8 protein-coding genes and 1 pseudogene are annotated in these 12,429 nt (G+C 63.3%); 4 read left to right on the top strand and 5 right to left on the bottom strand.

Going from position 1 to position 12,429, the window contains the following annotated elements; translation table 11 throughout:
- Positions 1-104 precede the first annotated feature (104 nt).
- The gene (locus AC56LU_RS08385) at positions 105-1,262 is read left to right on the top strand and encodes an iron-containing alcohol dehydrogenase (RefSeq protein ID WP_497175123.1); all 1,158 of its coding nucleotides are present in this window, start codon (positions 105-107) and stop codon (positions 1,260-1,262) included.
- Here AC56LU_RS08385 and AC56LU_RS08390 read toward each other — a convergent pair.
- The 3 genes and pseudogenes from AC56LU_RS08390 to AC56LU_RS08400 all read right to left on the bottom strand — a co-directional run bounded on the left by AC56LU_RS08390 (position 1,257) and on the right by AC56LU_RS08400 (position 4,110).
- Positions 1,257-2,078, bottom strand: a complete 822-nt coding sequence (locus tag AC56LU_RS08390; RefSeq protein WP_497175124.1) for an alpha/beta fold hydrolase — start codon at positions 2,076-2,078, stop codon at positions 1,257-1,259. The genes AC56LU_RS08385 and AC56LU_RS08390 overlap by 6 nt on opposite strands.
- Positions 2,075-2,413 (bottom strand): annotated as a pseudogene (locus AC56LU_RS08395) (branched-chain amino acid ABC transporter permease); the annotation flags it as partial. The pseudogene AC56LU_RS08395 and the gene AC56LU_RS08390, both read right to left, overlap by 4 nt.
- Positions 2,414-2,484: 71 nt before the next feature.
- Positions 2,485-4,110 carry a GMC family oxidoreductase gene (locus AC56LU_RS08400; RefSeq protein WP_497175125.1) on the bottom strand — a complete coding sequence of 542 codons (1,626 nt, stop codon included), beginning with the start codon at positions 4,108-4,110 and terminating at the stop codon, positions 2,485-2,487.
- A 1,316-nt stretch (positions 4,111-5,426) separates the two neighbouring features.
- On the opposite strand from AC56LU_RS08400, the gene aac(6') reads away from it, so the two are divergent.
- On the top strand, positions 5,427-5,873 hold the full coding sequence (aac(6'), locus tag AC56LU_RS08405; RefSeq protein WP_497175126.1) for an aminoglycoside 6'-N-acetyltransferase: 447 nt from the start codon (positions 5,427-5,429) through the stop codon (positions 5,871-5,873).
- Positions 5,874-5,901: 28 nt separating this feature from the next.
- A complete protein-coding gene (locus AC56LU_RS08410) occupies positions 5,902-6,663 on the top strand; it encodes a 5'-methylthioadenosine/adenosylhomocysteine nucleosidase (RefSeq protein ID WP_497175127.1) in 762 nt (253 codons plus the stop codon).
- Here AC56LU_RS08410 and ald read toward each other — a convergent pair.
- Together ald and putA are read right to left on the bottom strand one after the other, a co-directional pair.
- On the bottom strand, positions 6,649-7,764 hold the full coding sequence (gene ald / locus AC56LU_RS08415) for an alanine dehydrogenase (RefSeq protein ID WP_497175128.1): 1,116 nt from the start codon (positions 7,762-7,764) through the stop codon (positions 6,649-6,651). The two genes, AC56LU_RS08410 and ald, sit on opposite strands and share 15 nt — an antisense overlap.
- A 94-nt stretch (positions 7,765-7,858) precedes the next feature.
- Complete coding sequence (putA, locus tag AC56LU_RS08420) at positions 7,859-11,533, bottom strand: trifunctional transcriptional regulator/proline dehydrogenase/L-glutamate gamma-semialdehyde dehydrogenase (RefSeq protein WP_497175129.1); 3,675 nt, start codon at positions 11,531-11,533, stop codon at positions 7,859-7,861.
- 216 nt (positions 11,534-11,749) lie between these two features.
- Between putA and AC56LU_RS08425 the strand changes: the two genes are divergently transcribed.
- Positions 11,750-12,205 carry an Lrp/AsnC ligand binding domain-containing protein gene (locus AC56LU_RS08425; protein WP_005664065.1) on the top strand — a complete coding sequence of 152 codons (456 nt, stop codon included), beginning with the start codon at positions 11,750-11,752 and terminating at the stop codon, positions 12,203-12,205.
- The last annotated feature ends 224 nt before the right edge of the window (positions 12,206-12,429 follow it).

Raw genomic sequence — 12,429 nt, forward strand, 5'->3', positions numbered from 1 at the left:
AGAGGCTGCATTGTACGGCAGTCGCTTCCCGGAAGCATCAATTCGCCTCCCAAGGGCAGCATGCTTGGGGTAAGCTTGCTGCAAACAATCCTGATGGAGGCTCCATGCCCGCTTTCGCTTTCAGTACCGTTGCCCACATTCTGTCCGAAGCCGGCATCGCCAAGCGTCTGGGGGAACTGATCGCGGAACGTTTTCCCAATACGCGCCGGCCCTTTATCGTGACCGATGCCGGCTTCCTGCGAACCGGTTTGCTGGACCTTCCAGTGCTCAGCCTCGAACAGGAAGGCATGACAGTCGCCGTCTTTTCGGGTGTCGTGGCGGATCCGCCAGAGGCCGTGGTGTTGCATGCCGTCGAGGCGGCGCGCCGCCACGAGGCCGACCTCGTCATCGGTTTCGGCGGCGGCAGCTCGCTCGACGTCGCCAAACTGGTCGCCGTGCTGACCGGCAGCACGCAGCCGATCGGCGACATCTACGGTATCGGCAAGGTCACCGGCCAACGCTTGCCGCTGGTCCAGGTGCCGACCACCGCCGGCACAGGCTCGGAAGTCACCAACATCGCCATCGTGACGACCGGCGCCACTACCAAGAGCGGCATCGTCGCGCCCCAGTTGTACGCCGACCTTGCCGTCCTCGACGCGGCACTGACCCTGGGCTTGCCGCCGATGGTCACTGCCGCTACCGGAATCGATGCGATGGTGCATGCCATCGAAGCCTACACCAGCCGGCACAAGAAAAATCCGCTGTCGGATGCGTTGGCGCGCGAAGCACTGTCGCTCTTGTCGCGCAACCTGGTCACGGCCTGCGAACACGGCGACCATCTGGCCGCAAGACAATCCATGCTGCTCGGCGCCTGCCTTGCAGGACAGGCATTTTCCAACGCGCCAGTGGCGGCAGTACATGCGCTGGCCTATCCGATCGGCGGCATTTTTCACGTGCCGCACGGGCTGTCCAACTCGCTGGTCCTGCCGCATGTCCTGCGCTTCAACCTGCCGCAGGCGGCTGCGCTGTATGCGGAACTGGCTGCGGTGGTGGTCCCGGCTGCCAGTGGCAGCGAAGAAGCGCGCGCGGAGGCGCTCATTGTTGCGATGCAACAAACTGCCAGGATGACCGGGATCGAGACGCGCTTGCGCCAGGTCGGCATCCAGGAAACCGATCTCGACCGGCTCGCAGACGAGGCCATGCTCCAGACCCGGCTGCTCGGGAATAACCCGCGCGAGCTCACGCGCGCCGACGCACACGCGATTTATGCCGCGGCTTTATGAGGTTTTGAGGAAGTCGAGCAGCAGCGCATTCAGGCGCTCGGTCGCGGACAGCTGCATCCAGTGTCCCGCCCCGCGCAGCCGCTCGTAACGGAAACCCGCGCGGCAGTGGTGCGCCGAATCCAGCATCTGCTTCTCGCCCAGGGCCGGGTCGCGGTCGCTCCAGACGCCCATCACTGGCACCGTGACCGGACACCAGTGGTGCGGCCGGCCCAGCTTGAGGTTGGCGCGGTAGTAGTTCAGCGCAGCGGTCAGTCGCCCTTCCGGCTCCAGCGCCGCGCGCCAGATCGCTAGCTGCTCGGGGCTGCGCGTGAGCTGGCGCAGGAAGAACCAGTCATTGGCGCGGATTGCATGTTCCGCCGCCACCGGCATCAGGAAACCCAGGATGTACCAGAAGCGCATCTGCTGGGCCACGCCGGCATTGGCGATCGCCGCCGGATGGCCTGTGGACAAGGCGACGAAGCGTTCGAAACGCCCGGGCGCATTCATGCACAGCTGCCAGCCGATCAATCCGCCCCAGTCGTGGCCCACCAGCGAGGCCGTGGCCAGGTCGAGCCCATCCATCAGGCCGAGGATGTCCGCACACAGGAATTCGATGGCATAGGCGCCCACGCTGGCGGGTGCATCGGTGCGGCCGTAACCGCGCAAGTCCGGTGCGATGACCCGGTAGCCGTTCGCTACCAGGGCCGGAATCTGGAAACGCCAGATCTCATGGGTGTCGGGGAAGCCATGCAGCAGGATGATGGCCGGCCCGTCGCCTGCGCTGACGAAATGGGTGCGCAGGCCATGGATGTCGACGGTATGGGATTCCAGGTTCATGTGCGCTCCGGCCGATGTCGGCCACGCTCGAGCAGTGCACCGATCTCCCCCACGATACCACGGCGGAACTGTAAAACGCAGAGAATGAAGATCAGGCCGGTCACCATGCCGACCGACTCTCCCAGCGTCGCGAACCATGCGATACCGAGGTGCTCCGCCAGCCAGGCGCCGACAACCGGCCCGGCCAGCGTCCCCATGCCGCCTACGAGCGTCATCAGGACCACCAGGTCCGACATGGTCCAGTGGACGTCGGTCAGGATTTCAAAGCCCAGCACGACCGTTTTGGTGGCCCCTGCCAGCCCTGCCAGGCTTGCCGAGAGCACGAAGGCCAGCAATACGGCCGGGCTCGCGTGCGCAGGGCCGATGCGCCATATCAGCGCACGCCGCTTGTGCTTCTTTGCACGCTTTATTCGTGGCGGGTAAGGATGTCTTGCGCGGCCTTTTCCGCAATCATGATGGTCGGCGAATTGGTATTCCCCGAGGTGATGAAAGGCATGATCGAGGCATCGACGACCCGCAGCCGCTTGACACCGTGCACGCGCAGGCGGCCGTCGACCACGGCCAGCGGATCGTCTTCCCGCCCCATGCGGCAGGTGCCGACCGGGTGGAAAATCGTGGTGCCGACCAGCCCTGCCGCGTGGGCAAGTTCTTCCTCACTTTGGTACTGCAGGCCAGGCATGAACTCCTCGGGGCGGTACCTGGCCAGCGCCGGCGCGGCCACGATACGGCGCGTGAGCGCCAGCGCGGCGGCGGCGGTCTTGCGGTCGGCGTCGGTACTCAGGTAATTCGGCGTGATCTTCGGCGGCGCGTAGCTGTCGCCGGACGCGATGCCGACCTGCCCACGCGAGGTCGGCTGGAGGTTGCATACGCTCGCCGTAAAGGCCGGAAAGCGGTGCAGCGGATCGCCGAACTTGTCGAGCGACAGCGGCTGGACGTGGTACTGCAGGTTGGGCGCCGCCAGTTCCGGCGAGGATGTCGCAAAGGCGCCGAGCTGGGACGGCGCCATCGACATCGGCCCGCTGCGGAACAGCGCATATTCCAGTCCGATCAGCGACTTGCCGAACCAGTTGGTGGCGCGCGTGTTCAGGGTGGTCACGCCCTGGACCTTGAAGACCATGCGCAGTTGCAGATGGTCTTGCAGGTTGCCGCCGACGCCAGGCAGATCCCGGACCGGTGCGATGCCGTGGCGCTGGAGTGCATCCGCCGCCCCGATACCGGACAACTGGAGGATCTGCGGCGAACCGACCGCACCTGCCGCCAGCAGGGTTTCCCGGTGCGCCCGCGCCGTATAGGCGCGTCCGCCGCCGGTGAACTGGACGCCGGTACAGGCTTTGCCCTGGTTCGTGTCCTCGAACAGCAGGCGCTCGACGTGGCAGCCGGTCATGATCGTCAGGTTCGGCCGTTTCGCCGCCGGGCTCAGGAAGGCTCTCGCCGTATTCAGGCGGATGCCGCGCCGCTGGTTGACCTCGAAATAGGCCGAACCCTGGCCCAGGCCGGCATTCAGGTCGTCGATCTTCGGGATCCCGACCTGGTGTGCCGCCTCACGGAAGGCGTCCAGGATCTTCCACGACAGGCGCTGCTTCTCCACCCGCCACTCGCCGCCCGCACCATGCAGCTCGCTCGCACCCAGGTAGTGGTCTTCGCTGCGCTTGAACAGCGGCAGCACGCTCTCCCAGCGCCAGGATGCGTCGCCCGCCACCTCGGCCCAGCGCGCGTAATCGGCAGGCTGGCCGCGCATGTAGATCATGCCATTGATCGATGAACTGCCGCCCAGCACCTTGCCGCGCGGGTAGATCAGCGCCCGCCCGTTCAGGCCCGGCTCGGCCTCGGTGCGGAACAGCCAGTCGGTGCGCGGATTGCCGATGCAATGCAGGTAGCCGACCGGGATGTGGATCCACAGGTAATCGTCACGGCCGCCCGCTTCCAGCAGCAACACGTCGATGTCGCGATCGCGCGTCAGCCGGTTCGCCAGCACACAGCCCGAGGTGCCGCCGCCGACGATGATGTAGTCGTACTCGCCAGCCGACTCCAAGGCTAGCGTTCCCGGCCGGTGGTGGATGCGACAACAGCAGACAGTGCAAGCAACGCGTCGAGATCCACAAACCCTCCGTTTGTCATTCAGTGAGGCAAGCTTACCAGATCGTAAACGGAAGTCCAGGCCCCACCTGTGGATAAGCCTATTGATATCCACAGGCCTGATTTGTGCAGAACCGGGCAAATTTCGGGTCGGTGAAATCTTGTCCAGTTAACCGATGGCCTTCCCGCGCAATCGCTGCACTGCCTTATGCTCGTGGTAAGTGAATGATTTCTCAGGCGTTAACCGCGTTCTCCACAGGCTGGGGTTGCCGTTAACTACTACTACTATTTTGTATACAAACTTATGTTTGTAAACCTCACAAAATTTTTTTCGATTTTTTTTTCCTGCCGTCCTTGCTGTCAAATCCAGGGCACAGCAAAGCCCGGCTTCGACATCCTGACGACGGTGCTGCAGCATCCAGCTGGGAGCAAACCGAACTGTGCACGCTCGAAGCCAAGCGTTCCACCGAGCCCACGAGCGAACCGCATAGCTGAACCCGTTCTGCAAAACCCAGCGTCTTTCGCGAGCATCTGTGGAAAACCTCTGGGATATCCACAGGATCGTATGTGTAGAACAGGCGGTTAACGACCTTGGCAAAAATTCTGTCCAAGTTTCCTACAGTTCAAACAGAAGCCTTGTTCAGCGCGTTAACGCGACCGTAAACCATTGACGCTTTGGAGAAAACTGCACTTATCCACAGTAATGTGCTCGTTTACTATTACTACCAGTTTGTATACAAACTTGTTTACTACAACAACAAAACTGAAACGCGAACTCGCGAGCCAGTGTGTTCATCCTGTACTTACCCTGTCGTCCAACATCGGATGGACATCCATCGCCAAGCCCTACACCCTGGTCAAGCACCGCGTCGCCAAACCGCCTGCAAAACGGTTTCTCAGCGCATTCCGATCGATTTTGCTGAATCCGTTGTGGAAAAGTCGAGGTATATCCACAGGACCGGATGTGCAGAACGTCCACTTTCCTGTCCAGCCTGAAAACTGTCCAAGTTCCGTTCAGACTCCGCACACGCTTTGTCCAGCCGGTAAACGCGATCCCAACTCCTTGATACTGTGGAGTAAACGCGAGTTATCAACAGAAGAGCTCGCGTTTACTATCTACTACTAGTCTTTATATACAACTTAGTTAACTAAGATCGTAAAAGCCCCGCACTGCCGGAAAGCCAGGAAAGCCGGGGAAAAAACCGGTTTTTGCTGGCCTCTCACCGGTAAGACAAGCAAAATGGACGCTCAACCGTACGAAATACCTGCCTCATGAGCTCGATCAAGCCGTGCACAACTGTTGAACAAGCCGGGTGGCTGCAGCTGCGTATGGCTTTATGGCCCGCAGATCGCAACGAACACTTGTCTGAAATGACGGCGCTGTGTGCACAACCCGGCCGTTATGCACAGTTCATCGCCTATGCCGAGGATGGAGCGCCGCAGGGACTGGTCGAAGTGGCGCTGCGCAGCGACTACGTGAACGGAACGGACTCGTCTCCTGTCGGCTTCCTGGAAGGCTTGTATGTTGATCCGGCCTTCCGACAACAGGGAATCGCCGCTTTGCTGGTGAAAACGGCGGAACAATGGGCGAAAGAGCAAGGTTGTATAGAAATGGCTTCGGATGCCTTGCTGGATAATTCGGTCAGCCGTGCCATGCATCGCGCCCTTGGATTCGAGGAAACCGAGCGCGTCGTGTATTTCCGCAAACCGCTGTATTAGCAATAAACACAAAAAACCAGGGGAAAACATGCGTTTGGGCATCATCAGCGCGTTGGTCGAAGAACAGCTGGGGCTCGTGGAGGCCATGAGAGGCCCCGCCAAGCTCATCCATGGCATGCGCGAGTACTGGACGGGAACACTGTGGGAAATCGACGCTGTGTGCGTCCTGTCGCGAATTGGCAAGGTTGCGGCGGCCATGACAGCCACCACGCTTGTGGAAAAGTTCGGAGTTACCCACATCCTGTTCACGGGGGTGGCCGGTGCAGGCGATAAAACGGTGCGGGTGGGCGATATCGTGGTTGCCGAAGCCCTGGTCCAGCACGACATGGATGCAAGTCCGCTGTTTCCCCGCTTCGAGGTGCCGCTGACCGGCCTGACGCACTTCCAGCCAGACCAGCAGTTGTCGATGCGCCTGTCACGCGCCGCCCATGACTTCCTCGAGCTGGACCTGCTGGATGCGATCAGCGAGGGCGAACGGCGCGAATTCGGGCTCGTGCAGCCGCGCGTGCACCGCGGCCTGGTGGCGAGCGGCGACCAGTTCATGACCGACCGTATGCGCCTGAACGGGCTCAACGAGGCGCTTCCCGGGCTGGTGGCGGTCGAAATGGAAGGCGCCGCGGTAGCGCAGGTATGCCACGAGCTGGGCGTGCCCTGCGCCGTGATCCGGACCGTGTCCGACAACGCCAATGAAAACGCGGCCACCGATTTCATGCGTTTCGTGAAATCGGTGGCCGCGCAGTATGCGTTTCATATCACCCGACGGGTGTGCCGGGATTTAGCCCAGCAGTGACTCCGCCGGCACATAGTCGTACTTGAGATCCCGGGCGACGGCTTCGTAGGTGACCTTGCCCTGGCAGACGTTCAGGCCGTTGCGCAGGTGGACGTCGCTCGATAAGGCCCGGCGCCAGCCCTTGGTGGCCAGCGCCACCGCGTGACCGATCGTCGCGTTGTTCAGCGCAAAGGTGGAAGTACGCGCCACCGCGCCCGGCATGTTGGCGACGCAGTAGTGGATCACGCCGTCGACCACGAAGGTCGGATCGGCATGGGTGGTGGCGTGCGAGGTTTCGAAGCAGCCGCCCTGGTCGATCGCCACGTCCACGATCACCGCGCCCTTCTTCATGCGCCCGATCATGTCGCGTGTGACCAGCTTCGGCGCCGCGGCGCCCGGCACCAGCACGCCGCCGATCACCAGATCGCTCGAGACCACCGCTTCCTCGATCGAATGCGCATTGGAGTAGAGCGTGGAGATGCGGTTGCCGTAGACCAGGTCGAGCTGGCGCAGGCGGTCGACGTTCTTGTCGAGCACCGTCACGCGCGCGCCGGTACCCACCGCCATCTGCAGCGCATTGGTGCCGACCACGCCCGCACCGATGATCACCACGTGGCCCGCGGCGACGCCCGGCACGCCGCCCAGCAGCAGGCCCATGCCGCCCTTGGACTTTTCGAGATGCGCGGCGCCGGCCTGGATCGACATGCGGCCGGCGACTTCGCTCATCGGCGCCAGCAGCGGCAGGCCGCCGCCCGGGCCAGTGATGGTTTCGTAGGCGATGCAGACCGCGCCGGACTTCACCAGCGCGGCGGTCTGTTCGGGATCGGGCGCCAGGTGCAGGTAGGTGTAGAGCACCTGCCCTTCGCGCAGCATCGCGCACTCGAGCGGCTGCGGCTCCTTGACCTTGACGATCATGTCGGCGCGCCCGAAGACGTCGGCGGCGCTGCCCACGATGCCGGCGCCGGCGGCGATGTACTGCTCGTCCGACAAGCCGATCTGTTCACCGGCGCCCTGCTGCACGATCACGTCGATGCCGCGCGACGTCAGCTCGCGTACCGAGGGCGGGGTGAGCCCGACGCGGTACTCGTGATTCTTGATCTCCTTTGGTACGCCAACAAGCATGTCTACCTCCACGTTTTATAAGAATGTGACTGCTACTACGGCACTACGGTACTCCTGTATAAAAAAAATGGGGAGCTCGCGCTCCCCGTGATGATTACACTCCCAGCGTCATGAGGCTTGCGTTGCCGCCAGCCGCCGTCGTGTTGACGCAGACGGCCCGTTCGGCCACCAGCCGCCACCCGGCGACCGGCTCCTGGGCACGCGTGTCGACAATGCCGACGATGGCGCCGGAGCGCGCCGCCAGTGTCGAACGCAGCGAACCTGCAAGGCCCGCTTCCAGCAGCGCCACCTGGAATTCGCTGGCTTCGATCTCATCCTCGCCGATGAAACGCACGCGTTCCCTGACCAGTGCCGGCAGCTCGGCCGGGATCAGGTCCGGCGCCGCCAGCACCAGGGCGCGATTACCGTTGGCCAGCGCCGCTGCCACCTGGTTGAGCAGGCCGGCAGCCGTCTTCGGCGCGCACAGCACGGTGCCGCGTGGCGTGAAGGCCAGCGTATTGCGCTCGCCGGTCGGACCCGGCAGGACGATCTCGACGCCGTTCAGGGAAGTGCGGCCGTAGCCCTGCGCCAGCGACGCCACATCGGCATGTCCGTGATTGCGCAGCCAGCCCAGCAGGGCATCCAGGCCGGCGTCGAACACGCGGCTGTGTTCCATCATCGGCGCGGCATGGCGCTGCAGGCGCTTCAGGTAGAGCGGGCCGCCGGCCTTCGGGCCGGTGCCCGATTTGCCCTCGCCGCCGAACGGCTGCACGCCCACGACCGCGCCGACGATGTTGCGGTTCACGTAGATGTTGCCCACATGCGCGCGCGCGACGATGAAGTCGATGGTTTCGTCGATGCGCGAATGCACGCCCAGGGTCAGGCCGTAGCCGGTGGCGTTGATGGTGTCGACCACCTTCGGCAGGTCGGCACGGCGGTAGCGCACGATGTGCAGCACCGGTCCGAAGACTTCATGTTTCAGCTCGGCCAGCGAGCCGATTTCGAGCACGGTCGGCGGCACGAAGGTGCCGCTGCCAGTCACGCTCTCCGGCAGCGCGAGCGCAAAATGGCTGCGCGCGGTGGCGCGGGTGCGCTCGATGTGGGCCAGCAGGTTGCGCTGTGCCTCGGCATCGATCACCGGGCCGATGTCGGTGGCCAGGCGGTCGGGCGAGCCGACGCGCAGCTCCTGCATCGCGCCCTTGAGCATCTTGATGGTCTTGTCGGCGATGTCTTCCTGCAGGAACAGCACGCGCAGCGCCGAGCAGCGCTGGCCGGCCGAGTCGAAGGCCGAGGACAGCACGTCCTGCACCACCTGTTCCGGCAGCGCCGACGAATCGACGATCAGGGCGTTCTGGCCGCCGGTCTCGGCCACCAGCGGAATGTCGATGCCTTCCTGTTCGGCGCGTTTTGCCAGCGTACGGTTGATCAGCTGCGCCACTTCGGTCGAGCCGGTAAAGATCACGCCTTTCACGCGGCTGTCCGCGGTCAGCGCGGCGCCCACTACTTCGCCGCGGCCCGGCAGCAGCTGCAGCGCGGCGCGCGGGCAGCCGGCTTCAAGGAACAGCTCGACCGCGCGGTGCGCAATCAGCGGGGTCTGCTCCGCCGGCTTGGCCAGCACCACGTTGCCGGCCGCGAGGGCGGCGGCTACCTGGCCGGTGAAGATCGCCAGCGGGAAGTTCCATGGGCTGATGCAGGCGATCGGGCCAAGCCCGATCGGGACCCCATTTTTTTCTTCGGCTTTCGATGCGCGAACTTGTACTGCGTAGTAGCGCAGGAAGTCGACCGCTTCGCGCAGTTCGGCGATCGCGTTCGGCAGCGATTTGCCCGCTTCGCGCACGGCCAGGGCCATCAGCTCGGTGCCGTTCTGCTCGAACAGGTCGGCAGTGCGCTCGAGGATCGCGGCGCGGGTCTCGACATTGCTGCCTTCCCATTCGGCGGCGAAGGCGTCGGCGGCGCTAAGTGCGGTCTCGACATCGCCACGCGACGCCTCGTGGACCTGGCCGACGACGTCCTGCGATTTCGCCGGATTGACGATGTCCTGCCATGCCGACGCAACGAACTCGCCGGCGATGAGCGGCGCCGCCCGATATTGGCGCTGCTGCGCCAGGCCGTCGGCAAGCTTGCCCAGCACATGTTCGTTGACCAGATCGAGGCCGCTTGAATTGCGGCGCTCGGCGCCGAACAGCTGCAGCGGCAGCGCGATCGCCGGGTGCGGCTTGCCACCGGCGGCGCGCGCCGCGTCGAACGGATCGGCCAGCAGGCTGTCGATGGCCACCTTCTCGTCCACGATCTGGTTCACGAAGGAGGAGTTGGCGCCGTTTTCCAGCAGGCGGCGCACCAGGTAGGCCAGCAGTGTTTCATGCGAACCGACCGGCGCGTAGATGCGGCAGGCCTTGCCCAGCTTGTCCGCGCCGACCACCTGGTCGTACAGGGTTTCGCCCATGCCGTGCAGGCACTGGAACTCGTAGTTGTTGATACCGTCGGCCTTGGCCCAGGTGTAGATCACCGACAGCGAATGCGCATTGTGGGTGGCGAACTGCGGATAGACGATGTCGGAAGCAGCCAGCAGCTTGCGCGCGCAGGTCAGGTAGGACACGTCGGTGTACACCTTGCGGGTGTAGACCGGGTAGCCCGGCATGCCGTCGACCTGGGCGCGCTTGATTTCGGCGTCCCAGTAGGCGCCCTTCACCAGGCGCACCATGAACTTGCGGCCGCTGCGCTTGGCCAGGTCGACCACGTAGTCGATCACGAAGGGGCAGCGCTTCTGGTAAGCCTGTACCACCAGGCCGATGCCCTCGAAATCCGCCAGTTCGGGGTCGAACGCCAGCGACTCCAGCATGTCGAGCGAGATCTCGAGGCGGTCGGCTTCTTCGGCGTCGATGTTGATACCGATGTTGTAGCCCTTGGCCAGCAGGACCAGGCTGCGCACGCGGGGCAGCAGCTCGCTCATCACGCGCGCATATTGCGCGCGGCTGTAGCGCGGGTGCAGGGCCGACAGCTTGATCGAGATGCCCGGGCCGTCCTTGATGCCGCGGCCGTTCGAGGCCCTGCCGATCGCGTGGATCGCGGTTTCGTACGACGCGTAGTAATTCTTGGCGTCGCTTTCAGTGAGTGCGGCTTCGCCCAGCATGTCGTACGAATAGCGGTAGCCGCGGGTTTCGTTGTCGCGGCTGTTCTTGAGGGCTTCCTCGATGGTCTGGCCGGTGACGAACTGGTTGCCGAGCATGCGCATGGCCATGTCGACGCCCTTGCGGATCAGCGGCTCGCCGCCTTTCGCAATCAAGCGGGTCAGTGCCGAGCCCAGGTTCTTTTCGCTGTTGGTCGAGACCAGCTTGCCGGTGATGAGCAGGCCCCAGGTGGCCGCGTTGACGAACAGCGAGGGCGATTCGCCCAGGTGCTTCTTCCAGTCGCCGCGGCTGATCTTGTCGGCGATGAGGCGGTCGGCGGTTTCGCTGTCCGGAATGCGCAGCAGCGCTTCGGCCAGGCACATCAGGGCCACGCCTTCTTCCGACGACAGCGAGAACTCGTGCATCAGCGCGTCCACGCCCGAGGAGCGGGTGCGCTTGTCGCGCACGCTCGAGACCAGGCGGTGGGCCAGCATGTAGGCGTCGCCGTTGGCGCTCCCTCCTTGCGCCAGCAGCCAGTGCACGGCTTCGGCTTCGTCGCGGCGGTAGGCATTGGTGATGGCTTCGCGGAGCGGTGTCTGGTCGCGCTTGACCTCCTGCTGGAGCGCATCGAAAGGAGCAAAGGTGGAGGACGGGGTGCTGGCCAGGGCGGCGGCAGTCTGCATGGTGACTCTTCTAAAAAGGAAACAAACACGGTGCTCGGATAAAACACAGAAACGCCGTACCGCTGGTGGCGGCCGGCGTGCTCCGGGACACATTGGAATGATTCGATTGTAGAAGGATTTCTTCTGGATTAATTCTGCTTTTACGACAGACTAGCAAAAGAATGTTTTTGGTGCGACAATCTGACCAAATAATATTTACATGGCAGGAGAGAGACCATGCTCGACAAGATCAGTAAGAAAATTCTGGCGGAACTCCAGAACGACGGACGCATCAGCAACGTCGAACTGGCAGCTCGGGTCAACCTGTCTCCGGCAGCCTGCCTGGAGCGCGTGCGCAAGCTGCACGAGTCCGGCTACATCATGGGCTATACCGCCCAGCTCAATCCGCAACTGCTGGATGTGTCGCTGCTGGTATTTATCGAAGTGGTACTCGATCGTACCACTCCCGAGGTGTTCGATGCATTCAAACAAAGCGTCCAGATGATTCCGGAAGTGCTGGAATGCCACATGGTCGCCGGCGGCTTCGACTACCTGGTCAAGGCGCGCGTGAAAGACATGGCGGCGTACCGCGAATTCCTCGGCAAGACCCTGCTGCAAAAAGGCGTGCGCGAGACGCACACCTATGCGGTGATGGAAGAGGTCAAGAACACCACCAAGTTGCCGATCAGGTAGACCGCAGTTGTAGGGTGGACGGGTTCTCCCGCCCACGCGTTCAATTACATGGTGAGATGACGCGAATTGGCCGTTTGCCCCTGGCTGAACGCGTGGGCAGGAAACCTTGTATGGCACAGGGACATGGGTTACACATGTCTAGGGACATAGGTTACACATGCCAAGCCATTCTACCGCTTCATCCGAAGGTCGATCTCACCTAGTCGTCGACTGCAGAACACCAC

This window comes from Telluria sp. PB2R4, assembly GCF_059685695.1.